22 protein-coding genes are annotated in these 23,685 nt (G+C 33.2%); 14 read left to right on the top strand and 8 right to left on the bottom strand.

Annotated elements, in window-relative coordinates; translation table 11 throughout:
- Positions 1 to 146: 146 nt before the first annotated feature.
- From ACFWM3_RS21560 to ACFWM3_RS21545, 4 genes are all read left to right on the top strand, one after another.
- Positions 147 to 1,340, top strand: coding sequence for a glycine C-acetyltransferase (locus ACFWM3_RS21560; protein ID WP_056470383.1), 1,194 nt, complete (start codon positions 147 to 149; stop codon positions 1,338 to 1,340).
- 48 nt (positions 1,341 to 1,388) lie between these two features.
- Complete coding sequence (locus ACFWM3_RS21555) at positions 1,389 to 2,351, top strand: L-threonine 3-dehydrogenase (protein ID WP_390312875.1); 963 nt, start codon at positions 1,389 to 1,391, stop codon at positions 2,349 to 2,351.
- A gap of 150 nt (positions 2,352 to 2,501) precedes the next feature.
- Positions 2,502 to 3,509: a bifunctional threonine ammonia-lyase/L-serine ammonia-lyase TdcB gene (gene tdcB, locus ACFWM3_RS21550; RefSeq protein WP_056470378.1), complete on the top strand. Its 1,008-nt coding sequence runs from the start codon at positions 2,502 to 2,504 to the stop codon at positions 3,507 to 3,509.
- A 46-nt stretch (positions 3,510 to 3,555) separates the two neighbouring features.
- A complete protein-coding gene (locus ACFWM3_RS21545; protein WP_390312879.1) occupies positions 3,556 to 4,872 on the top strand; it encodes an APC family permease in 1,317 nt (438 codons plus the stop codon).
- Between the two features lie 48 nt (positions 4,873 to 4,920).
- Here ACFWM3_RS21545 and ACFWM3_RS21540 read toward each other — a convergent pair whose 3' ends face one another.
- Positions 4,921 to 5,511, bottom strand: a complete 591-nt coding sequence (locus ACFWM3_RS21540) for a LysE family transporter (RefSeq protein WP_390312874.1) — start codon at positions 5,509 to 5,511, stop codon at positions 4,921 to 4,923.
- Between the two features lie 117 nt (positions 5,512 to 5,628).
- On the opposite strand from ACFWM3_RS21540, the gene ACFWM3_RS21535 reads away from it, so the two are divergent.
- On the top strand, positions 5,629 to 6,183 hold the full coding sequence (locus tag ACFWM3_RS21535) for a helix-turn-helix domain-containing protein (protein ID WP_390312873.1): 555 nt from the start codon (positions 5,629 to 5,631) through the stop codon (positions 6,181 to 6,183).
- A 75-nt stretch (positions 6,184 to 6,258) separates the two neighbouring features.
- Here ACFWM3_RS21535 and ACFWM3_RS21530 read toward each other — a convergent pair whose 3' ends face one another.
- The 4 genes from ACFWM3_RS21530 to ACFWM3_RS21515 form a co-directional block, all read right to left on the bottom strand.
- Positions 6,259 to 8,079, bottom strand: coding sequence for a dihydroorotate dehydrogenase (locus tag ACFWM3_RS21530; protein ID WP_390312872.1), 1,821 nt, complete (start codon positions 8,077 to 8,079; stop codon positions 6,259 to 6,261).
- A gap of 164 nt (positions 8,080 to 8,243) precedes the next feature.
- Positions 8,244 to 9,083, bottom strand: a complete 840-nt coding sequence (locus ACFWM3_RS21525; RefSeq protein WP_390312871.1) for a MurR/RpiR family transcriptional regulator — start codon at positions 9,081 to 9,083, stop codon at positions 8,244 to 8,246.
- A gap of 161 nt (positions 9,084 to 9,244) precedes the next feature.
- Complete coding sequence (locus tag ACFWM3_RS21520) at positions 9,245 to 9,937, bottom strand: N-acetylmannosamine-6-phosphate 2-epimerase (protein ID WP_390312870.1); 693 nt, start codon at positions 9,935 to 9,937, stop codon at positions 9,245 to 9,247.
- 23 nt (positions 9,938 to 9,960) lie between these two features.
- A complete protein-coding gene (locus ACFWM3_RS21515; protein ID WP_390312869.1) occupies positions 9,961 to 11,493 on the bottom strand; it encodes a maltose/glucose-specific PTS transporter subunit IIC in 1,533 nt (510 codons plus the stop codon).
- Positions 11,494 to 11,931: 438 nt separating this feature from the next.
- On the opposite strand from ACFWM3_RS21515, the gene miaA reads away from it, so the two are divergent.
- The 3 genes from miaA (at position 11,932) to ACFWM3_RS21500 (ending at position 13,710) form a co-directional block, all read left to right on the top strand.
- Entirely contained in the window at positions 11,932 to 12,894 is a 963-nt protein-coding gene (miaA, locus tag ACFWM3_RS21510) for a tRNA (adenosine(37)-N6)-dimethylallyltransferase MiaA (protein ID WP_390312878.1), read from the top strand.
- Positions 12,895 to 12,917: 23 nt separating this feature from the next.
- Positions 12,918 to 13,139, top strand: coding sequence for an RNA chaperone Hfq (hfq, locus tag ACFWM3_RS21505; RefSeq protein WP_056470298.1), 222 nt, complete (start codon positions 12,918 to 12,920; stop codon positions 13,137 to 13,139).
- 106 nt (positions 13,140 to 13,245) lie between these two features.
- Entirely contained in the window at positions 13,246 to 13,710 is a 465-nt protein-coding gene (locus ACFWM3_RS21500; RefSeq protein WP_390312868.1) for an FMN-binding negative transcriptional regulator, read from the top strand.
- Between the two features lie 186 nt (positions 13,711 to 13,896).
- Here ACFWM3_RS21500 and ACFWM3_RS21495 read toward each other — a convergent pair whose 3' ends face one another.
- On the bottom strand, positions 13,897 to 14,886 hold the full coding sequence (locus ACFWM3_RS21495) for a tyrosine-type recombinase/integrase (RefSeq protein ID WP_390312867.1): 990 nt from the start codon (positions 14,884 to 14,886) through the stop codon (positions 13,897 to 13,899).
- 263 nt (positions 14,887 to 15,149) lie between these two features.
- On the opposite strand from ACFWM3_RS21495, the gene ACFWM3_RS21490 reads away from it, so the two are divergent.
- Positions 15,150 to 16,097: an AAA family ATPase gene (locus ACFWM3_RS21490; RefSeq protein WP_056470291.1), complete on the top strand. Its 948-nt coding sequence runs from the start codon at positions 15,150 to 15,152 to the stop codon at positions 16,095 to 16,097.
- Positions 16,098 to 16,104: 7 nt separating this feature from the next.
- Here the strand turns inward: ACFWM3_RS21490 and ACFWM3_RS21485 are convergent, their stop codons facing one another.
- Both ACFWM3_RS21485 and ACFWM3_RS21480 read right to left on the bottom strand, forming a co-directional pair.
- The gene (locus ACFWM3_RS21485) at positions 16,105 to 17,061 is read right to left on the bottom strand and encodes a magnesium transporter CorA family protein (RefSeq protein ID WP_056470288.1); all 957 of its coding nucleotides are present in this window, start codon (positions 17,059 to 17,061) and stop codon (positions 16,105 to 16,107) included.
- A 346-nt stretch (positions 17,062 to 17,407) separates the two neighbouring features.
- Positions 17,408 to 18,055 (bottom strand): trimeric intracellular cation channel family protein, encoded by a 648-nt coding sequence (locus ACFWM3_RS21480; RefSeq protein ID WP_390312866.1) that lies wholly within the window; start codon positions 18,053 to 18,055, stop codon positions 17,408 to 17,410.
- Between the two features lie 124 nt (positions 18,056 to 18,179).
- On the opposite strand from ACFWM3_RS21480, the gene hflX reads away from it, so the two are divergent.
- The 5 genes from hflX (at position 18,180) to ACFWM3_RS21455 (ending at position 23,598) form a co-directional block, all read left to right on the top strand.
- Positions 18,180 to 19,448, top strand: a complete 1,269-nt coding sequence (gene hflX, locus ACFWM3_RS21475; protein WP_390312865.1) for a GTPase HflX — start codon at positions 18,180 to 18,182, stop codon at positions 19,446 to 19,448.
- Positions 19,449 to 19,451: 3 nt separating this feature from the next.
- Positions 19,452 to 20,723, top strand: coding sequence for a methionine gamma-lyase family protein (locus ACFWM3_RS21470; RefSeq protein WP_056470280.1), 1,272 nt, complete (start codon positions 19,452 to 19,454; stop codon positions 20,721 to 20,723).
- Between the two features lie 243 nt (positions 20,724 to 20,966).
- Positions 20,967 to 21,305 (top strand): zinc ribbon domain-containing protein YjdM, encoded by a 339-nt coding sequence (locus ACFWM3_RS21465; RefSeq protein ID WP_129689114.1) that lies wholly within the window; start codon positions 20,967 to 20,969, stop codon positions 21,303 to 21,305.
- Positions 21,306 to 21,476: 171 nt separating this feature from the next.
- Positions 21,477 to 22,178 carry a hypothetical protein gene (locus ACFWM3_RS21460; protein ID WP_390312864.1) on the top strand — a complete coding sequence of 234 codons (702 nt, stop codon included), beginning with the start codon at positions 21,477 to 21,479 and terminating at the stop codon, positions 22,176 to 22,178.
- Between the two features lie 124 nt (positions 22,179 to 22,302).
- Positions 22,303 to 23,598 carry an MFS transporter gene (locus ACFWM3_RS21455; protein ID WP_390312863.1) on the top strand — a complete coding sequence of 432 codons (1,296 nt, stop codon included), beginning with the start codon at positions 22,303 to 22,305 and terminating at the stop codon, positions 23,596 to 23,598.
- The last annotated feature ends 87 nt before the right edge of the window (positions 23,599 to 23,685 follow it).

Raw genomic sequence — 23,685 nt, 5'->3', positions numbered from 1 at the left:
GTAATCAATACATAAAAAATTTTCTCTTACAAAAATGGAAAATAATAAAACGATAATTTTTTATATTTATTTAATAATAAATAATAGATATAAAATGGGGGCTTACTCCTTTTAGATAAATAAACTTAATTAAGGAGCTGGTATTTATGTCAAGCAAGACATTAGAAGCATTTTTAACTCCACAATTAGCTGAGTTAAAAGAGAAAGGGCTCTATAATGAGATTAACTCTTTAGAAGGTTCTAACGAAGCTACTATTCAAATTAGTGGTAAACAATTTATAAATTTATCTTCAAACAACTATCTTGGTTTAGCGACTCATCCTCGTTTAAAACAAGCTGCTTTTGAAGCGACTGAAAAATATGGTGTTGGTGCAGGAGCGGTACGTACGATTAATGGTACGATGGATATCCACGATCAACTTGAAAAAGCGATTGCTGAATTTAAACATACAGAGGCTGCTATTGCATTCCAATCTGGTTTTAACTGTAATATGGGTGCTATTTCAGCAGTAATGACAAAGAAAGATGCAATTCTATCTGATGAATTAAACCATGCTTCAATTATCGATGGTTGCAGACTTTCTGGGGCAAAAATTATTCGAGTAAAACACCAAGATATGGATGATTTACGTGAAAAAGCAAAAGAAGCTACAACTTGTGGTTTATATGAGAAAGTTATGTACATTGCAGATGGTGTTTTCTCAATGGATGGAGATGTAGCAAATATTCCTGATATCGTAAAAATTGCTGAAGAATTCGGCTTAATTACATATATCGATGATGCTCATGGTTCTGGCGTTATGGGTAAAGGGGCTGGAACAGTTAAGCATTTCGGATTATCAGATAAAATTGATTTCCAAATTGGGACACTTTCTAAAGCTGTTGGAGTTGTAGGCGGATATGTAGCTGGTTCACAACAATTAATCGATTGGTTAAAAGTCCGTGCACGTCCTTTCTTATTCTCAACTTCTTTAACACCAGCAAGTGCTGCTGCATGTATTGAAGCAATTCGTATTATGTCTGAAGAACCGGAAAAAATCGAAAAGCTTTGGGAAAATGGAGATTATTTAAAAGCTGGTTTATCAAAACTTGGATTTAATATTGGTGAGTCTGAAACACCAATTACACCATGTATTATCGGTGACGAAAATCTTACACAAGAATTTTCAAAACGTTTATACGAAGAGGGAGTTTATGCGAAATCAATCGTATTCCCAACAGTACCACTTGGAACTGGTCGTATTCGTAATATGCCAACAGCTGCGCATACTAAAGAAATGCTAGATGAAGTTTTAGCTATTTATGAAAAAGTTGGTCGCGAATTAAACGTTATTAAATAATTTTAAAAATTAATTTCGATATTTTATTACTATAAGGTGGACTAAGGAATGAAGAAAATATTAATTACTGGTTGTTTTGGACAAATCGGTTCAGAATTAACTATGCGTCTTAGAAATGAATACGGTATTGAAAATGTTGTTGCGACAGATATTCGCCGTCTTGAAGGAAGTCCAATTTTAGAAACTGGTCATTTTGAAATTCTAGATGTAATGGATAAAGAAAAAATGTTAGAGATCGCTAAAAAGTATGACATTGATACTTTCATTCACTTAGCTGCTCTATTATCAGCAGTTGCTGAAGCAAAACCTACATTAGCTTGGGACTTAAATATGGGTGGATTAGTGAATGCTCTTGAAGTAGCGAGAGAATTAGGCTTAAAATTCTTTACTCCAAGTTCAATTGGTGCATTTGGACCAGCAACACCAAAAGACAATACACCACAAGATACAATCCAACGTCCAACTACAATGTATGGTGTTACAAAAGTTGCTGGTGAATTATTATGTGATTATTATTTTGAAAAATTTGGCGTAGATACTCGTGGTGTACGTTTCCCTGGCTTAATTTCTTATGATACAGTACCAGGTGGAGGTACTACTGATTATGCTGTTGATATTTATTACGAAGCATTAAAAAATAAGAAATATACTTCATTTATTGGTGAAGGAACATATATGGATATGATGTATATGCCTGATGCGATTGATGCAATTATTAAGTTAATGGAAGCAGATCCATCAAAACTTAAACATCGTAATGCATTTAATATCTCAGCGATGTCATTTGAACCTACTCAAATAGCGGCATCAATTCGTAAATTCATCCCTGAATTTACATTAGATTTCGACATTGACCCTATTCGTCAAGGAATTGCAAATTCATGGCCAAATTCAATTGACAGCTCTGCTGCAAAAGAAGAGTGGGGCTTCGATCCAAAATTTGATTTAGATCGTATGTCTGAAGATATGTTAAATAAATTAGCTGCAAAGTTAAACGTGACTCAAGCTTAATTAAAAAAGAAGGAGACAGATGTCTCCTTCTTTTTATTTTACCTTCTGTTTCCTAATCCCTGTTTTTGGTATTTTGTTTAGTACTTTGACACAAACTTATCATGTATCAAGAATGTAAATAAAAATGCTGATAAAAAAGGAAGTTAGAAGATGAATAATTTAGACCATAAGGGATTACCCTTAACGATTAAAGATATTAAAATTGCATATGAACTTTTAGAGGGGAAAGTTCGAAAAACACCATTAGTAAAATCATTTTATTTAACTTCAAAGTCGGACGGAGAAGTTTATTTAAAGCTTGAAAATATGCAATTAACAGGCTCATTTAAATTTCGTGGTGCATTTAATAAAATTTCTCATCTAACTGAGGAAGAAAGAAGTAAAGGAATTATCGCATGTTCAGCTGGTAATCATGCACAAGGTGTCGCATTATCGTCAAAGCTATTGCATATTAAGAGTAAAATCATCATGCCATCAACTGCACCAAAAGCAAAGGTTGAAGCAACAGAAGGGTACGGGTCAAATATCATTTTGTACGGTGATACATTTGATGATGCGAAAGATTATTGTGCTAAAGTACGAGAGGAAACTGGTGAAACATTTATCCATCCTTACGATGATATCTACATTATGGCTGGTCAAGGGACTATTGGTATTGAAATTTTAGATGATCTTTGGGATGTGGATACAATAATTGTTCCAATTGGCGGTGGTGGACTCATTTCAGGAATTGCAGTTGCTTTGAAATCATTTAATCCTACAATAGACATTCTTGGCGTTCAAGCAGAGAATGTACATGGTATGAAAGCATCAGTAGACGCTGGAGAAATAGTGAGTAACTATACTGCTCCTACAATAGCTGATGGTTGTTCTGTTAAGGTTCCAGGGAAATTAACATATGAAATTGTCAAAGAATTAGTAACCGAAATAATTCTTGTAAGTGAGGAAGAAATAGAAGTAGCAATGAAGGATTTACTACAGCGTGGTAAAGCAGTTGTGGAAGGGTCAGGAGCCTTAGCGACTGCTGTAATTTTATCAGGTAAAGCTTCAAAATATATTAAAGATAAAAAAGTAGTCGCAATCATATCGGGTGGAAATGTTGACCTAGAAAGAATCTCCAGTGTTTGTGAACATTTCTTTGGAAATGAAGTAAAGTGATGAAGAATGGGTGATCCTATTGTCGGAAAATAAACTAAGAAGAGAAATGGGATTTATTGCAGCATTAACTACTGTAATTGGTACTGTAATTGGTGGTGGAGTTTTCTTTAAAGCCACTGCTGTATATGGCGCGACTGGATCTGCAAGTTTAGGCTTATTAGCATGGATTATTGGTGGCATCATTACAATTTGTGCTGGTTTATCGGGTGCTGAGCTTGCCGCAGCAATACCAAAAACAGGAGGAATGGTTGCTTATTTAAAACACACATATGGTGATCTGACTGCCTATTTGCTTGGGTGGGCACAAACAATCATCTATTTTCCAGCCAATATTGCAGCACTATCAATCATATTTGGTACACAGGCAGTTTCCATTTTTGGAGTCCCTGCCAATTCTAATCAATTCATTGTCACGATGATTGCTGTAGTTACTGCAATTTTTATCACATTAATGAATTTCTTAGGAGCAAAAACTGCTGGTAGTATTCAATCATTTTTTACCTTTTGTAAACTTATACCTCTGGCGATTTTGATCATATTTGGATTATTACATGAAGGAAATGTGACTTTTCAGCTTTTTCCAGTTGAGGTCGGAAGTGATCGAAGTTTTTTGCCAGCACTTGGTTCAGCTTTGCTTGCTACGATGTTTGCATATGATGGTTGGATACTCGTAGGAAATATAGCCGGAGAAATGAAAAATCCTAAAAATGATTTGCCAAAAGCAATTGTATTTGGTTTAGCTGCTGTAATGGCAGTGTATCTTTTGATTAACATTTCCTTTTTATTTGTATTAACCGCAGAGCAATTAGCTAGTACAGCTACACCTGCTACTGAAGTTTCGAAAGTTTTATTCGGTAATTTTGGAGGGAAACTTGTATCGATAGGAATTTTAATTTCTGTATTTGGTACAATTAATGGCTATACAATGACAGGTATGAGGGTTCCATATGTAATGGCTAGAGAACAAAAACTTCCTTTTAGTAGTTGGTTTGGTAAATTATCTAAAACTGGAATTCCATATAATGCTGGTCTATTTATCTTAATTGTTGCCATATTTATGATGTTTATAGGTGGATTTGACTTATTGACGGACATGTTAGTATTTGTCATTTGGATTTTCTATACACTAACATTTTTTGCGGTTTATATTTTACGAAAACGGGAACCAGATCTAAAAAGGCCATATAGAGTACCTTTTTTACCATTAGTTCTCTCAATCGCAATAATTGGGGGAATCTTTATCGTCGTTAATACACTAATGACGCAAACTATTTTAGCTTTTTGGGGAATTGGTTTAACGTTAATTGGACTTCCTGTTTATTATATGTTTCAGAAAAAACACGTTGTAGTAGATGATGAATGAAAAAGGTAGGAAATTTTCCTACCTTTTTGATTGCCTTCTAAAGCACCCTCATCTTGATTCCAAAAGGATCGAAATTGCACTAAACATCAATAAAATAGCCATAACAATATTAAACTGATTATTATATTTTGATAAGAACTTTCGGAAAATTGAACCAAATACAGCCCAAGAGTAAGTACCTAAAAAACCTACAAAAGCTAGAAAGAATGAATAGAATATTAGGCTAATATTGGAAGTGTGACTTGGAAGGACAAAGGTTGATATTGTTGTTATGCCATATAAAATACCTTTCGGATTTATGAATTGTAAAAGCATACCTGTTAAAAAACTGTTATTCTTGTCTCCATCATTGTGATTACCAACATTCTTACTCGTAATAATTTTTACGGCCAAATACAACATATAGATTACACCTAGAATAGTCATGATAAATTCAACTTTTGGAATGAAGCTTTTAAGCAAAAGACTAAAATAAGCACACAATAAAATTAGTACAAAGAAACCTGAACCAACCCCTAACGAAAACCTAACTGACCTTTTTAATCCGAATTTGTTAGCAACTAACATTGCCATAATATTATTTGGACCTGGGGTAAAGGCTGTAACAAAGACATATAACAAAAATGATATTAAAGCCAAAATGGAACCCTCCTTTGTTTGTATGTTATAATGATTAAAATAGACAATATAACGTTTTCCTTTATATTGTATGGTATGTACGTTATGTTGTAAATACTTTGTTTTAGGAGTGTTTTTATGGAAGAAATAAATCAAATCATTGCAAAAAACTTAAAAGCATATAGAGAAAGTAAAAAATTAAGTCTTGAAAAGGTTGCAGAATTTACAGGCGTAAGTAAAACAATGATTGGTCAAATTGAAAGAGGTGAATCTAGTCCTACTATTACAACGATCTGGAAAATAGCAAATGGATTAAAAATTTCTTTTACTTCATTAATTAATAATCCGCAGCCAGATACAAAAGTAATTTCAATGAGCGAGGTTCAAACTCTTGTGGAGGATAAAGGGAAATATCGGCTTTATCCATATTTTCCCTTTGAAGATGAAAGACGTTTTGAAGTATATTCTGTTGAGATTGAAAAAGGTGGTTTCCTAAGTGCTGATGCGCACAAGGAAGGAACTGAGGAATTTTTAACAATTTTTGTTGGTGAATTAACTGTCCGAGTAAATAATGTTGAACATACACTGAAAAAAGGCGATTCAATTAGATTCAAGGCTGATCGACCCCATACATATCATAATTCTGGAGAAACTTTAACTCGATTAAGTATGCTATTATACTATCCAAATTAAAACCCCGTTTATTTAAAACGGGGTTTTACCATTTTATTATTCCCTCTTTTAAGATTTACTTATTTCAAGAAATTTTTATTCAGAAGAATCTTCAAGTGTAAAATTCAAAAATCTATAAGATGTAATAACGCCAATCAATAAAAACAAACTTGCAATGATTGGTGGTAATAGATGATAAAAATCCGTATATCCAATCATAAAGTGGACTGCAAACGCAGTTATAAACGCAGGAAAGCTCCCAAACACTAATGTCCACCAAATCCATTTTTGATTTTGTCTGAACCCCCATAATGAAATCATGAGTACTAGTAAGCCAACACTTACTAACCCACCTCCAAAACCGGCGCGATCATGTGAGATAACAGGTATTAGGTGCTGATTAAACGCATTCAACCCTGAAGGTGAGATGCATAAATAATTTAAATCTGTTTTAACAAAGGTAGTAGTGACGCCTACAAAGGAAATAATACAACCTCCGATTATAATCGAAAATCCTAGTATGATAAAAAATAATTGACCGATTAAACTCATCTTCCAAACGCTATTATTTGTTAAATTTTCTGATTCTGGACTTCGATTGATACCTCTTGTTTTAAAAAGACCAATTAAGAATGGTATTAATAGAACTATCCAAAATAAAGCATGTAACCAGTCAAAGTATCCATATCCTATAAATAAGAATATCGCTAAAAAACCTACGAACGCACTAGTGTCAGTTGCTTTCTTTGCCCAATGATAATGATGTTTAATACCATTTCTGGCTAATGACATGAACAATATTCCACCTGACATAATCGTCCCAGAAAGTGTCATCCGATCATGTGACATAAAGGGGAGAATTCGATCATTAAACTGTAAAATTAACTGACGATTAATCGTTAAAAAGTGCTCATCATATGGAAGGAGAATGGAAGTTAAACTAATAAATAATGCAAGTAATCCTCCTAAAAACATGAAAAGTCCAAATAAAAAGTACCAAATCCATCCTTCATTTAAACTAGTCATCGCTTTTTTTCTTCTATGCAATACTGCTTCATTGATCCGTTTTGGTAAACCAGGACCACTAAGCACATATCCATGAGTCAAAAATACTAATGATGCTCCGCTATCGATTAATTCAATTGCATCGATCGGTTCAACCACTCCGCCTTTTGTAAAAATTGGTTTCTCAAACTGATTTGATTTTAATTTATGTATTGTATTTATTAAGTTGTTTTTTTGCTCTAAATCAGTAGCAATTGGAAGTTCTTCAATCAATATTGAATCGAATGGATAATTTTCTTGTAAAAGAAAAACATCTGTTTCATCTGAATAAATTGATAGACAAATAGGTTTTGTAGAAACCCAGTTATTTTTTACTAAATCACCGGCCAATTCAAGATCTATGATGAATAGATCAACAAAATCTGAAAGCCTTGCTTCAATCATTTTAAATTCATCAAAACTCCCAACTATTCTCGCAAAAATGGGAAGCTTCTTATGTGTTTTTGAAAGTTTATTAACTGTTTGTACTAGTGTTAGTACATTATTTTCTTCTGTTCCGATTAATTGATTAGATTTCAAGTCAATGAGCGGACTTTTGCTTGTAGTAGTGTCGTGTATAGAGATCGGTCCAATTTCAATCACACCAAAACCTAAATTCATAAAAGCATTTGTGCCAGATAGATAGGGGTCAATCTTAGAGGCTAATCCAATTTGGTTTTTAATTTTTAAATTATGAATCTCGTTTTCAAGGGAACTGTCAGAATTTAAATGACCAAGAAATTCGATTAGATTCGGACCAAATGGCATAGTTGAAATTATATTCATGCTACTATGAATGATTTCTCTTGAAACTTTAGAAGGAAGCTTTGAGAGCATTGGTTTAAAAATTGTATGATAAGACCAATCAGGCATAGTATAACCTCGTTTTTCTTCAGATTACTTATAGTTTACTTTGACAAATTTAAAATGAAAACACTTTCTTTTAAATTTGTATTAACCAAGTGACGCCTAAAAAAAGGGCATCTGCTTGGGAAAGCAGATGCATTTTTCATAAGGTGGGAATATATTATCATTCATCAAATATCCTCCAAAGCCTTCAAGGTCTTATCCCTAATCTGAAGCCGATTCATATAGTCTTTTGCCACAAGTTCGGTGTATATTAAATCAAAAAGCAGAAAAAGCGGCAGGGTGGGCGAGATGTTCTGTCCCATATACATACTGCTTTTACTCATGACTAGAAGGGGTACATCTGCTAGCTGGTAAAGTTCAGAAGTTTTATCACTTGTAATTGCGAGAATCGCCGCTCCCTGATTTTTGGCAATTTTAATCGCGTTGATGACTTCTTTCGTTTTGCCTGAAACAGAAATGCCAATGACGAGACTCTTGTCTGTACTTAATGCTGCATCCATCAATGCTTGATGTGGATCTGTAATTGACTCAACATGAATGCCAATCCGAAAAAACTTCCATTTAAACTCTTGAGCTGCAATCCCTGAGTTGCCAATCCCGTATACATGAACTCTTTGAGCATTATTTAAAAGAATAACGGCTTGCTGAATATCAAAATAATTCATTTTCTGAAAGGTTGTTTCGATGATTTCTAAATGATTTTGATAGAGATTAGAAAAATAATCAATCTCCTTAATGTCACTAGCCTTTGATGGTTTATCTTTTAAATCGATATATCGTTTTAATTCATGTTTAAATTGATTAAATCCTGTAAAAGAAATCTTTTGACAAAAACGGGTAATTGTAGCCGGCGAAATATGAATTTTTTTCGCAATTTGACTAATTGATAATTGACTGATTTCATGAGGATTTTTGATAATATATTTTGCTAATTCGGCTTCAGATGTTGTGAATTTATCCATAGTGCAGGTTATACCATGAAGAAGGTTCTCGCCTAGATACTCCATATGCTTTCTCCTCTTAATCGTTTGTTCATAATAACAATTATAACCTTATTTTAAGTTACATTGTTCGAGAGTATGAAATATTCTTAACTAAACTAACCTCTAATAAAAACAAATAGCTAAAAATAACCCAGGGAAAGCGCCTGAGTTATTTTTAGCTTATCTTATTTTTGTATTGCATCCACAAATCTTTGTGTGATGATCTGTGGTCTTGTAATCGCACCGCCTACAACGACCGAGTGAACATTTATATCAAGCACAGAGCGGGCAATTTCTGGTGTTGATACATTACCTTCTGCTATAACCTTTGCGGTTTTCACTTTTTTGACGATTTGTTTAATGACGGCATAGTCATGATCATCGATTTTTAAGCCATCTGTCTCTTCTGTATATCCGTATAATGTCGGTGCCACAATATCAAACCCTAACTCATCGGCAAAAATAGCTTCTTCAACCGAAGAGACGTCAGCCATCAGGAGAATGTGAGGATACTTTGTTCTTACTTCTTGATAAAACGATTCTAAATCACTGCCATCAGGTCGGAGTCGATTCGTTGCATCTGTCGCTATGATTTCGGCACCCGTCTGAGCTAAGGCATCAATCTCTTTCATCGTTGGCGTAATAAAGACAGGAAAATTACTGTATACTTGCTTGATGATGCCAATGACAGGAAGATCTACTTGTTTTTTTATTTCTACAATATCTGAGACGGAGTTGGCCCGAATGCCAACGGCGCCTCCCTCCTTTGCAGCTAATGCCATACGTCCCATAATGAATGAACTATGCAGCGGTTCCCCATCTAAAGCTTGGCAGGAAACGATTAATCCGTTTTTGATCTGTTCTAACACTTTATGCATTCAAAGCACGTCCTTATTATTTATTAATGACCTAGAAATTCTTCTACTTCGTTTTTTACAATGGTGACTTGAGGTCCGTAAATAATTTGTACACCCGTACCCTTTTTCACAATCCCTTTTGATCCAGTTTTTTTAATGACATCGTCATTTACCAAGGATTCATCCTTAATGGTTACGCGCAGTCGAGTCGCACAACAATCGACAACATCAATATTATTCGTTCCTCCTAATCCTACTACAATCGTTTTAGCACGCTCTGTAGCTGAAACTTGCTCTGTAGCCTGTTCCTCGTCTTCGCGTCCAATAACTTTGAAGTTCTTTTTTCTAATTAAAAATTTAAAAGTATAGTAGTATAAGAAGAACCATGGTATCCCAATAATCGGAACCATTATCCAGTTTGTTTTGTCGTTACCTTGTAAAATACCAAATAGAATATAATCAATAAACCCGCCTGAAAAGGTTTGTCCTATAGTAATATTGAAAATATCTGCCATCATAAAAGCTAAACCATCGAAAATAGCATGTACTAAATAAAGAAGCGGTGCCACGAACAAGAAACTAAATTCAAGTGGCTCTGTGATTCCAGTTAAGAAAGACGTTAACGCTGCTGATAACAAAATTCCCGCTACTACTTTTCTATTTTTCTTTTTAGAGCAACGATAGATGGCCAGTGCGGCACCTGGTAAACCAAACATCATTGTAATAAAACGGCCAGACATGAATCTTGATATCCCTTCGTAATAGTGTTTCGTAGAAGGGTCACCTAACTGGGCGAAAAAGATATTTTGCGTACCGCTGACTATTTTTCCTCCAATCTCAAGCGTACCGCCAAGAGCAGTTTGCCAGAATGGAAGATAGAAAATATGGTGCAAGCCAAGCGGTCCAAGCATACGTAAAATAAATCCATAGAAAAAGGTTCCGATTAACCCAGTGCTTGTAACAATCGAACCGAGCTGATTGATTAAATCTTGGAAGTAAGGCCAGATCACAAATAGAATGCCTCCTACAAACATCGAAACAAACGAAACTATGATAGGAATAAAGCGTGAGCCACCAAAGAATCCTAAAACTTGAGGCAACTGAATTTTATTGTATTTATTGTGCAACGCAGCTGCCACAATCCCAATGATAATACCGCCAAATACACCGGTTTCTATTGTCTGAATCCCGACGGCGATCCCTTGCCCAGCTCCTGCCAAATTATCTTTCGCCAGGTCTCCGGTTATAGAAAGTAACGCATGGATGGTATTATTCATAACAAAGTATCCAATCATAGCAGCTAATCCCGCAGTACCTTTATCTGAACGGGCTAAACCAACAGCTACCCCAACGGCAAATATAATGGGCAAGTTAGCAAACACAATAGTGCCGGCTGCACTCATGATGGTAAAGATATTCTGCAGCCATGTGATATCTAAAAATGGATAGGCTGAAACAGTATTAGGGTTTGACAGTGCACCCCCGATTCCCAGTAACAAACCAGCAGCAGGTAAAACGGCAATAGGAAGCATAAACGATTTACCGAATTGCTGAGCTTTTTCAAAAGCTTTTTTCATTTGTGAAGACCCCCTTAAGTTGTAATGAATGAAGTAAGTTAAACTTATATGGGTATCATATAGGCATAATGAACGCTATTCAATAGAGTTGAATGCGTTTTCATAGGTTTTCATTAATCAGCTCTCTTTTATGAAAATCTTTTCATGCGTGAAGACGAAGAATTCTATAAATATTTCTTCTTAATACATATAATTGGTGGTATTACAAAAAGACTGATAGAATGGAAACTTTATCCCATTTTAACAGTCTTTTATAAAGCGGTATGTACAAGTTGTAATTGTCATTATTAAAATGAAAACACTTTCTTTCAAATTTGTGAATTGATTCACATCGCATTGGAATTTTTGTATAAATATGGTATAAATAAAAAGAGTTAACTACTTTCAAAATTAGTAAGACAAGTAAGGAAAAAGGTTGTATAGAAAGGCGTATATGTGATTACAATGGTAAATATGCAAAAAGTGATAGTCATCGTTGGTCCTACAGCAGTAGGGAAAACAAAACTAAGTATTGAACTTGCAAAAGCTGTTGATGGAGAAATCATTAATGGCGATGCAACTCAAGTTTATAAAGAATTAAATATTGGAGCAGCTAAAGTTACAGAAGAAGAAAAAGAAGGGATTCCTCATCATTTAATTGATTTCCTTGACCCAAAAGATTCTTTTACAGTTGCTGATTTTCAAACTTTAGCTAGAGAAAAAATTAATGAAATAGCTAATCGAGGTAAAATTCCAATTATTGTTGGTGGTACTGGATTATACATCCAAAGTGTATTAACTAAATATGAATTTGCTGAGCAAGAAGGTGATGAGCTTTTAAGAAACCAATTAGAGGGCTTTGCAATGGCCTTTGGGAATAAAGCATTACATGATCAATTAACAGAAATTGATCCAGAAAGTGCAAAGCAAATACATATGAATAATGTCAGAAGAGTAATCCGTGCAATAGAAGTTTTCAAACTGACAGGACAAAAATTTTCAGAGACCGCATTTAAAAAAGAGCCAGAGTATTTATATGATGCAGAAATAATCGGATTATCGATGGATCGAGAGCTACTATATAATCGAATTAATTTACGAGTTGATCTAATGTTGGAAGAAGGACTAGTAGATGAAGCAAAAATGCTCTACGACAAAGGTATTCGAAATTGTCAATCTGTACAAGCGATTGGCTATAAAGAGCTTTACGATTATTTTGATGGTATCTTTACAAAAGAGGAAGCAATCGATTTAATTAAACAAAGCTCAAGAAGATATGCAAAAAGGCAAATGACGTGGTTTAGAAATAAAATGAGCATCCATTGGTTTGATATGGATGGACACAATTTTGATATAAAAAAACTGGAAATTTTAGCTCTACTTGAAGGAAAGGGCTATTTCATCTCGAATAAATATATGTAGAGGTAGAAGAGGAGGAAAAGGACATGAAAACATCAATCAACATTCAAGATCAGTTCTTAAACCAATTACGTAAAGACAATCTAGCGGTTACAGTATTTTTACTAAATGGATTTCAAATCAAAGGTAAAGTAAAAAGCTTTGATAACTTTACGGTATTGTTAGATGTTGAAGGTAAACAACAATTAATATATAAACATGCAATTTCAACGTTTGTACCATCTAAAAATGTACAAATTGAAATGTAAAATAAATTGAAAAAAGAGCATTGATCTTATGGTCAATGTTCTTTTTTAATTATACTAGATAATTTATTATAGATAATTATATTATGTAAACTAAAGAGAGGGATTAATGTATGTTCCAAAAGAATTTAGAGAATCAAATTTTAATCAATTAATAGCTGAAATGAAGAAAAATAGCTTCGGGATATTATTATCAAATAATGATGAGACAAAAATAGAAGCAACTCAATTACCATTTATCATTCAAGTAGCGCAAGAGAATTTAATGATGATTACACATTTAGCTAAGCCAAATCTTCAATCGAAAACGATGAATGGAAAGGACTGTTTAATAATCTTTCCAGTTCCACATGCATACGTATCTGCTTCATGGTATGAAGAAAAAAATACAGTTTCAACTTGGAACTATGCAGCAATCCATGCTTATGGAAAAGTAACAACAATTGAAAATAAGGATGAAATGAGACAAATCGGTTTAAAAACATCCGACTATTTTGAAAAAGGACAATCAAAACCATGGAAATACGAAGATCACACAGAGTTTGGTGAAAAATTACTTTCAGGAATTGTTTGATTAAAAATTGAAGTAACAGAGTTAATAGGTAAAAAGAAATTAAGTCAAAATCATACGTTTGAGAGAAGAGAAAAAGTGATTGCAGCTTGCAAAATGAAGAAAAATATTCCTCGAAAGAAATCGCAGAACTGATGAAAGCTAAACTAAATACAAGTTCTTAAAAGGAAGGAGTTATGATGATCGAAATCATAACTCCTTTTTATTTGGGCGTTCATTTTCTTGAAAATATTGAAAATATCGTTTTAAAGAAACTGAGGTCTTCAATCCAACTAATTGCTGAATATCTTCCACTAATAATCCCTTTTTTATTTTTCGTAGAATAAAAGTGTTTCTTAAATGTTGGGAGCAAAGTCCTTTTCTAAGCCCGGCTCTTTTAACTTCTAACCTAAGCATTTTTTGAAATGCAATTTCAGTTAGTGCTTTCGGTGAATCGGTATCGTAAACCCAATGGAATGTCATGCGGTTAAAATCAAATGCAACAAAAAGCGGATGAGTTGAATGATAGTGAGGTCTTACAGGCTCGGGTATCGTGACAAAATAATTATATAATAGTATTCGATCTTCTTTTGTGAGAATAATTGTTCTTTTTATACCTTCCTTGCTATGGACAACAAGTTCATTTAAAGCGAAGTTAATGTCTCTCATTTGTAAATCAATTAATTCCTTTAAAGTTAGTCCATAAAAAAGCATAAAACGTATCATAATTTCGTTACGATCCATTAAAAATGATCTAGCTTTTAATTGTTTTTCTGACAAATCGGTCGTGGATTGAACAATTGATAGTAATTTTTTTTCTTCTTCTTCTGAGATAAAATCGTCCGTTGAAAGAGCGCGTGAAGGACCAGCTAAATAGTTAGTGAATGGAATGATATTTTCGATTGATGAATTATTAGAATGTAAAAATTTATAAAATTGATTTAGAACGACATAAATTCGATGCATCGTTTTCTCATTATATCCACGTTCAGATATTAAATAATAGAAATAATCATTAAAATTTTGAACTTGTAATGTACTAAAACTGTCATTAACTTTTTTAAAGTAACGGAAGCATTCTTCTAAATCATAGCAATAGCGCTTAATAGTCGATTCTTTTCTTCCCTTACTATTTAAATGAGAGGCAAATTGCAAGATGACATCAGGTAAAGTAGCAGTTGTTAAGTTTGGGATCGTCATTTTTATCAACTCTTCTCTTTTTCTCTCATTATATCAAATTAGTTAATAGAATTTAGTAAAATTTAGCAATTATCCAATTTAAAGTTAGTCTATAGAATAAATGTTTTGAAATTAATTGTTCGTACATATAATAGTAAAAACTTAATTTAGTAAAATATTTTCAAAAGCGCATAATACGAACAGTAACGAGGTTTCAGGTTTCTCGTGGTGTGCTTTCTATAGATATTAAAAAATGTTCGACAGAATAAAGAGAGGTGTCATGTTTGGAGCAACCAATTCGTTTAAAAGATAACGGCCAAATAAATGTTGTACTTAATACAGTGAAAAGGGGAGAGGTTTCTCCAAATCCAAGTATCGAAACAGTGAAACAGCCTAAACATGAGTTATTAATTGAAATAGAAGATCAATTAAGGCATTTAATAGGTATGGACGAAATAAAAAAAATGATTCATGAAATTTATGCTTGGATATTTATTAATAAAAAAAGAGAAGAATTAAACTTAAAAGCCGAAAAACAAGTACTGCATATGTTGTTTAAAGGGAATCCAGGAACTGGAAAAACGACTGTTGCAAGAATTATTGGTCAATTATTTTTAAAAATGGGAGTATTGTCAAAGGGCCACCTAATCGAAGCAGAAAGAGCTGATTTAGTCGGAGAATACATTGGTCACACTGCTCAAAAAACTAGAGATTTAGTAAAAAAAGCAAATGGAGGCATTCTTTTTATTGATGAGGCTTACTCACTAGGCCGTGGTGGGGAAAAAGATTTCGGAAAAGAAGCGATTGATACACTTGTTAAACATATGGAAGATAAACATGGCGACTTTGTTCTGATATTAGCCGGCTATTCTTCGGAAATGGATTATTTCTTAAGCTTGAATCCTGGACTAAAATCAAGATTTCCATTTATTTTAGAATTCCAGGATTATTCTGTAATGGAGCTTCTAGATATATCAAAAAAAATGTTTGTTGACCGAGAATATATTCTATCTCGGGAAGCTGAATACCGATTAAGAGACTTTATCCAAAAGGCAAAACTTGAAAATCGTGCTCATTTTAGCAATGGGCGATTTGTTCGTAATATAGTTGAGAAATCGATTAGGACTCAAGCTACAAGATTAGTATCTGAGACCGAATTTAATCGAGAAATATTAATGAGAATCGAAGAAAAAGACTTATTTACTTCAGACAAAATCGACTCGATTAATTGACGATTAGCTATTTTATTTGGTGTTTTCGACCCCACCAACCTTTAATGTTAAAATAAATAGAAATAATGACCCCAATTAAAATATTAAGGATAATACAATATAAATAACCATATTTCCATTTTAACTCAGGCATATTTACAAAATTCATGCCATAAAATCCTGCGATAAAAGACATCGGTAAAAAAATGGCACTTATGAGTGTTAAAGTTTTCATAATATCATTTGTACGGTCAGATTTTAAGAACATTTGCATTTCTATTATGCCTCCCATACTTTCTTTAAAATTATCAAGGGCATTAATAATACGTTCATAATTCTCTTTTAATTCATTAAAATAAAATCCTGCATCCTGACTTAAGAAAGGAAAATCTGCTTCTACAATTTGGTTAATGACATTTACTTGTGGTTCTACAAGCTGTCTTAAATCTTGAAGTTGAACTTTCCAATTGAATATTTTCTTATCTAAATCCTTTCGAAATGGGTCATTAAATAAGTCTCGTTCAATTTCTTCAATCTCATTTGCAAACCGATCAATTGAGATAAGGAACTTCTCAATAACTTCATGGAAAATTTGATATAAAACATGACCAGCATGGTCTACTTTAATATAATTTTGACTGAATTCCTGTGTTACATATTTGAATAGATCTATTTCATGATCTTCTATAAATGAAATAATTAAATTACTGCAAACAAGAATATTTATTTTTGTAGGTTTAAATAACTTAGTTAAAGCATATAAGGAAAGGATTGCCTCGTTTTTAAAAATATTTATTCTTGGCTTATGTTCACTATGTAGAAGTTTCTTTTTTGCTAAAGGATGAATATTTAATCCATCAATAATCGTAGTTAACTCATCAATGGATTTATTATTGAAGTGATACCAAAGAATTTCATCATTAGTTGGAAGCAAAAATTCATCAATTGTTTCAACTGAATGGTTTGTTATATTATATCTCTTCAAATGAAATTCCTCCTTTAAATAAATTTCTAAAATAGTGTTGGCAAGTATAGGTAAATTATGTGAACAAATCAAACGCTTTTTTTGGTTTGTTTTTTCATGTTAATGAAATATGTGATTAACAAGGTAAATTGTTTGTCAACTAATTTACAAAGATATTAAAGGGGAGAGGATTTATAGTTAATTGGAAGATTTGTATCATTTAAATGATTTTAATTACAGTAAGCTTTTTTTTGCACCAAATTAGAATGAAAGGTTATCCAATCATAAGTGTGTTAAGGCATAGTCTATTTAAAATAAAAAAACAAACCATCATTTTAAAAGGTTTGTTTTTATTGGACTTATTTATTTAATTTATATTTTGAGTGTTTGATTCGTTTAAACTAACTGTAGAGCCTTTAAATGATCTTTTTGGTAGACTCCAATTATAATGTACAGATAATAGTCTAAGAAGAACAATAACAATGAATAAAAATAATAGTTCAAAATTTGTATCAACAAATTTATTACCAATTAAAACGCCTACAAGTATTGCCCAAAAGGCATATACTTCTGAATGTAATACCATTGGTTTTCTTTTTGCTAGTAAATCTCGTACGATTCCGCCACCAATTCCAGTTAAGACAGATGCTACAATAACAGCGCTAACAGGTAATTTTAATTCCATGGCATAATTTGCACCGAGAATTGCAAATGCGGATAAACCGATTGAATCGAATAAAATATCTAACTTTTTAAATGGTTTATTTGATAATTGCGGAAAGAAAAAAATAATTGTCATTGCAACTAACGCAATTGTAAAATTTGTTGTTTGATTCCATAAATAGTTAATTGGATAACCTATTAATAAATTACGTAATGCACCGCCACCAAAGGCTGTAGCAAAGCCTAGAATATAGACACCAAATAAATCATAGTCTTCTTCCATAGCAACTACCGCACCACTTAATGCAAAGGAAATAGTACCAATAATGCTAAATAACTCCCAAGTTTCCAAAAAGCAATTCCCCCGCCCTGAATAAAAAGATGAAAAATAGTCCAGATATCATTATAATAAAGAGACAGTTAAGAGTAAAGAAGATTTAATTACTTAGAATTGGTTAAAGAAAAGGTGGAATTTTGTGTCGAATGAATTGAGAGAAAAAGCCATTTTAGTTGGATGTCAGCTTCAGAATGTAGATGATGATCGTTTTAATTATTCAATGGACGAATTAGCATCACTAACGAAAACGGCAAATGGAGAGGTAGTTTTAATTACTACACAAAAAAGAACTAAATATCATCCAGCGTTATACATAGGGACAGGTAAATTAGAAGAGTTAGAGGCAGCAATTGCAGAGTTAGAACCAGATGTTGTTATTTTTAATAATGAACTGACTCCGTCTCAAATACGTAATTTATCTGCAAGATTAGAAAAAAGAGTTATTGACCGTACGCAATTAATTTTAGACATATTTGCACAACGAGCGAAAACAAAAGAAGGTAAATTGCAGGTTGAATTAGCTCAATTACAATATTTAATGCCAAGACTAGTTGGTCAAGGTACAGAGTTATCAAGACTTGGTGGAGGTATTGGTACAAGAGGACCTGGTGAAACAAAACTAGAATCTGATCGTCGTCATATCCGAAAACGAATTGATGATATTAAACAGCAATTGAACATTGTCGTTGAGCATCGTAAGCGTTATCGAGAGCGACGTAAGAAAAATGAAATGTTTCATATTTCATTAGTAGGTTATACAAACGCAGGAAAATCAACATTATTTAACCGACTAACTAAATCTGATGTGTATGAACAAGACTTACTGTTTGCGACATTAGATCCAACAACAAGAAAATTTGTTTTATCAAATGGTATGACAACTTTATTAACAGATACAGTAGGTTTTATTCAAGATTTACCAACTGCACTAATTGCAGCATTCCGTTCAACATTAGAAGAAGCTACAGAAGCAGATTTCATTCTTCATGTTGTCGATGCATCTCATGAAAATTATAAAAGCCATGAAGTTACAGTTTCTAAATTATTGAATGATTTAGATGTTAAAAATATTCCAATTTTAACTGTCTATAATAAAATAGATCAAGTTCATGAGGACTTTGTACCGTCCCCATCTGAAGGTTTTATTGAAATGAGTGCTTTAAATGAAGATGATTTAAGTAAATTACGTCATAGAATTGAATTTGAATGTAAGCAGTATATGGAACATTTTGAAGCGTTTGTACCAGCATACGAGGGTAAATTGATTCATGAAATCAAAAAATTAACGATGATTGAATCAATCAACTTTAATGAAGATGCAGAAATCTATCAAATTTCTGGGTATGTTTTCAAGGAACATTCAATTTATGATACAGTTAAAAGATATAGAATATATAAGGAGCAATAATCAATGCTAGAATTTTTATCAAACGGGGAAAAAATTGCACCATTAGTGGAAGATGTTGAAAAATTAATTTCAGAAGCCCATAAAGAAATTGACGAAGTGATTGAATATAACCAATTCAAAGTTTTACAAAGCTTTCGAAAGCATAAAGTGAGTGATAGTCATTTTATCCCAACAACTGGTTATGGTTATGATGATATTGGAAGAGATACATTAGAGGAAATTTTTGCTGATGTTTTAGGTGGAGAAGCTGGTTTAGTGAGACCGCAAATCATTTCTGGAACTCATGCAATTTCAACTGCTTTATTTGGCGTACTAAGACCAGGGGATGAGCTTTTATATATTACCGGGAAGCCATACGATACTTTAGAGGAAATCGTAGGAATTCGTGGTGAAAGTGGAAATGGCTCATTAAAAGACTTTGGGATTGGATATGAATCAATCGAATTAGTAAATAACGAACGGATTAATTATGAAAAAGTAGCAAATAAAATGACAAGTAATACGAAAGTAATCGGTATTCAGCGTTCAAAAGGTTACGGAACAAGACCTTCATATACAATTGAACAAATTAAAGAGATGATTGATTTTGTAAAAGAAATTGATCCAAATATCATTGTTTTTGTAGATAATTGTTATGGAGAGTTTGTTGAAAAACTAGAGCCATGCCATGTAGGAGCAGATTTAATGGCAGGTTCATTAATCAAAAATCCTGGTGGTGGACTTGCAAAAACAGGTGGTTATATTGTAGGACGTAAAGATTTAGTCGAAAAATGTGGCTACCGCTTAACATCTCCAGGGATTGGACGTGAAGCTGGAGCTTCTCTTTATGCGTTACAAGATATGTATCATGGATTTTTTATGGCGCCACATATTACTGGTCAAGCTTTAAAAGGTGCATTATTTACTGCAGCGTTTTTAGAAAAGCTTGGAATGAACACAAACCCTTCATGGGATGCAGTAAGAACAGATCTAATACAATCTGTTCAATTTGATGATAAAGAAAAAATGATTGCATTTTGTCAGGCAATTCAAGCGGCTTCGCCAATCAATGCTCATTTTACGCCAACAGCAAATTATATGCCTGGATACGAAGATGATGTAATTATGGCAGCGGGAACATTTATCCAAGGTGCAAGTATTGAATTAACAGCAGACGGTCCGATAAGAGCTCCATATGTTGCATATGTTCAAGGTGGTTTAACTTATGCCCATGTGAAAATCGCAATTTGTTCGGCAGTTAATTCTTTAATTGAAAAAAATCTATTAGAAATTTAAAACAAAATAGCTCATGACCACAAGTCATGAGCTATTTTATATATGAAAATAATTGGGGACTTACTTTCATATTAAAGAAGGTTCTATCTATATTTATATCATACAGGTCAATTCTTAAATTAACCTTAACACTATCATTAAAATTTGATAACAATAATCTAATCTTGTATTAAGGATAGGAGTATGCGACTATATAGAAGTTGTGAAAATAGTATAGATTCAGTAATGAGCGGAGGAAAAACAATGGAAAATCTACCTAATTGTCCTAAATGTAATTCAGCATATACATATGAAGATGGAAATCTTTTAATTTGTCCAGAATGTGGTTATGAATGGACAATGGAAACAGAAAATACAAATGACGAAACAAAAGTAGTGAAAGATGCGAACGGTAATATTTTAAATGATGGAGATTCAGTTACTGTTATAAAGGATTTAAAAGTAAAGGGCACATCACTTGTCGTTAAAATTGGTACAAAAGTGAAAAGTATTCGATTAGTCGAAGGCGATCACGATATCGATTGTAAAATAGAAGGTTTTGGTGCCATGAAGTTGAAGTCTGAATTTGTTAAAAAAGCGTAGAATCGTTACTTATTCATTCTATTAAAAGAACAAATGCATCAAGTCAAAAGGCTCGATGCATTTGTTTTATCTGTTAATTTGAAGTCTATGATGATCAATTGAAAGGAAATAAGTATGAATTCGTTGTAGATCCAGAGAATGATGTGTATAAGTTATATAGGAGAGGGAAATATGAAGCTTTTTCAAAGTAAAAATACATATGCTCAAGCAAACATATGTTACAAAGAAATCTTAACACCTCTTGGTCTAGTTTTGTTGGAACTAAATATTGACGATAAACGGTACAATAACTTAACTGAAATTTCGGAATGTTTTACGCTCTATAATGGTGGCACTTTACTTTGTTATAACCATCAACATTTTATTGCCGAATTAGTAATTTGCGAACCTGATTATAAAATCCCTAATCATATGAAAGTTGAAAAAGTTAATGCTGGAATTTGGAGGATTAAACCATTAGTCAAAAGTTTAAAATGTAAGTTCGATACAAAATTAATACCGATCAATTTTAAAGAAACTGTTTGTGGTTCTAATAGTGGAGAAAATCTAGATGCCATAACATTTGAGTATAAAGAATTTAATATGACTATCGGAACACAAGACGGAAATAAATTACTAAATCGATTCCATGAAAAAGACATGATGGCGAATAAATTTAATCGATTGGAACAAGAATTTCCAGACAATATAATTCAGTACAACAAAGACTATACTGGACTTTCTGTGCCACTTACATCACTTGAAATAAATGAGGTAACTCAAATTCATTTTGTTATTGCTTGGAATTATGCATTAGATGAATTTGATTGTTCAACATGGTTTGCTGTTGATCTGTCCAGTGAAGAAATTCTATCTATTGAAGATTTGATTTAAATTTACGAAAGAAAATAAAAATAATAGTTTGATATAAATTGATTTTTGTTAAAATAAAAGAGAACGTTTACATTCATTAGCAATCATATTTAAATAATCGCACGAGATAGAAGAAGGTGTATAAATGAATAATCGAGCCCATAATTTTGCAATGGATTATGTGAATTCAGAGGAAAAGCAAAAAATGCTATATAAACGGACACTCTTGATGGTTAGCATTTCGCAAATTTTTGGTGGAGCAGGCTTAGCTGCTGGGGTTACTGTGGGTGCACTACTAGCACAACAAATGCTTGGTACAGATGCTTTTACTGGTCTTCCTGCATCCCTGTTTACACTAGGTTCGGCAGGAGCGGCATTAATTGTCGGTAGGCTTTCTCAAAAGTTTGGTCGACGGATAGGGCTTGCTGGGGGATTTTTTACAGGTGGACTTGGTGCAATCGGTGTAGTAATTGCAGCAATGACAAACAGTATTATCCTTTTATTTGCCTCACTTTTGATTTACGGTGCAGGAACAGCAACCAATTTGCAGGCTAGATATGCGGGAACTGATTTAGCAAATAATAAACAACGTGCTAAAGCGATTAGTATTGCAATGGTTTCTACAACTTTTGGTGCTGTTGCAGGTCCTAACTTAATCGGACCAATGGGGAAATTTGCAACTTCCATTGGCGTACCAGCACTTGCAGGTCCGTTCATCTTATCTGCAACTGCTTTCATTTTGGCTGGTCTTTTTCTTTTCATTATGCTTAATCCAGACCCATTAATTATCGCAAAAATGATCGAGTCAAATAAAACAAAACAAGTTAATGTGGAAAATACATCACCTGTAGAAAGTATTAAAAACAACAGGGGAATTGCTGTTGGAGCCACAACTATGGTACTGACACAAATTGTAATGGTTGCTATTATGACAATGACACCTATTCATATGGAACATCACGGTCATGGACTAAATGAAGTAGGGATCGTGATTGCATTTCATATTGGATCGATGTATCTTCCTTCATTGATTACAGGAATTCTAGTTGATAAAGTCGGTCGAACTGCCATGTCGATTGCGTCTGGGGCGACTCTACTCTTAGCAGGATTGACTGCTGCATTAGCACCTAGTGATTCAATGATTCTTCTAGTAGTTGCGCTTTCATTACTAGGATTAGGTTGGAACTTTGGACTAATCAGTGGGACTGCTCAAATTGTTGATTCAACAGATTCATCTACACGTGCCAAAACTCAAGGGACTGTTGATGTACTTATTGCACTAGCAGGAGCATCTGGAGGAGCTTTGTCTGGAATGATTGTAGCTAATTCAAGCTATGCAACATTATCATTAGCTGGAGGAGCTTTGTCTTTAATCCTTATTCCAGTCGTGATTTGGTCACGTGGAGGAAAAAAAGAACGTGAACAAGGGCTTCAAATGTAAAAATCAAATTTAATTTATAATTAAGATGAAATAGGAGCTGATTAATCAGCTCCTATTTAACAATATGCATGCTTGATAAAAAGTTTA

The organism is Gottfriedia sp. NPDC058432, assembly GCF_042721555.1.
Lineage (GTDB): Bacteria > Bacillota > Bacilli > Bacillales > Bacillaceae_G > Gottfriedia.
This window is presented reverse-complemented; position numbering and strand designations above follow the sequence as displayed.

Bases quoted from the DNA above. Each gene is read 5' to 3' on its own strand.
- ACFWM3_RS21535 (WP_390312873.1), top strand. From the start codon at position 5,629: ATGGAAGAAATAAATCAAATCATTGCAAAAAACTTAAAAGCATATAGA.
- ACFWM3_RS21525 (WP_390312871.1), bottom strand. From the start codon at position 9,083: ATGGAGTATCTAGGCGAGAACCTTCTTCATGGTATAACCTGCACTATG.
- ACFWM3_RS21495 (WP_390312867.1), bottom strand. From the start codon at position 14,886: ATGACGATCCCAAACTTAACAACTGCTACTTTACCTGATGTCATCTTG.
- ACFWM3_RS21455 (WP_390312863.1), top strand. From the start codon at position 22,303: ATGAATAATCGAGCCCATAATTTTGCAATGGATTATGTGAATTCAGAG.
- ACFWM3_RS21545 (WP_390312879.1), top strand. From the start codon at position 3,556: ATGGGATTTATTGCAGCATTAACTACTGTAATTGGTACTGTAATTGGT.
- ACFWM3_RS21465 (WP_129689114.1), top strand. From the start codon at position 20,967: ATGGAAAATCTACCTAATTGTCCTAAATGTAATTCAGCATATACATAT.
- ACFWM3_RS21520 (WP_390312870.1), bottom strand. From the start codon at position 9,937: ATGCATAAAGTGTTAGAACAGATCAAAAACGGATTAATCGTTTCCTGC.
- tdcB (WP_056470378.1), top strand. From the start codon at position 2,502: ATGAATAATTTAGACCATAAGGGATTACCCTTAACGATTAAAGATATT.
- hfq (WP_056470298.1), top strand. From the start codon at position 12,918: ATGAAAACATCAATCAACATTCAAGATCAGTTCTTAAACCAATTACGT.
- ACFWM3_RS21515 (WP_390312869.1), bottom strand. From the start codon at position 11,493: ATGAAAAAAGCTTTTGAAAAAGCTCAGCAATTCGGTAAATCGTTTATG.
- ACFWM3_RS21470 (WP_056470280.1), top strand. From the start codon at position 19,452: ATGCTAGAATTTTTATCAAACGGGGAAAAAATTGCACCATTAGTGGAA.
- ACFWM3_RS21555 (WP_390312875.1), top strand. From the start codon at position 1,389: ATGAAGAAAATATTAATTACTGGTTGTTTTGGACAAATCGGTTCAGAA.
- ACFWM3_RS21560 (WP_056470383.1), top strand. From the start codon at position 147: ATGTCAAGCAAGACATTAGAAGCATTTTTAACTCCACAATTAGCTGAG.
- ACFWM3_RS21530 (WP_390312872.1), bottom strand. From the start codon at position 8,079: ATGCCTGATTGGTCTTATCATACAATTTTTAAACCAATGCTCTCAAAG.
- ACFWM3_RS21500 (WP_390312868.1), top strand. From the start codon at position 13,246: ATGTATGTTCCAAAAGAATTTAGAGAATCAAATTTTAATCAATTAATA.
- ACFWM3_RS21460 (WP_390312864.1), top strand. From the start codon at position 21,477: ATGAAGCTTTTTCAAAGTAAAAATACATATGCTCAAGCAAACATATGT.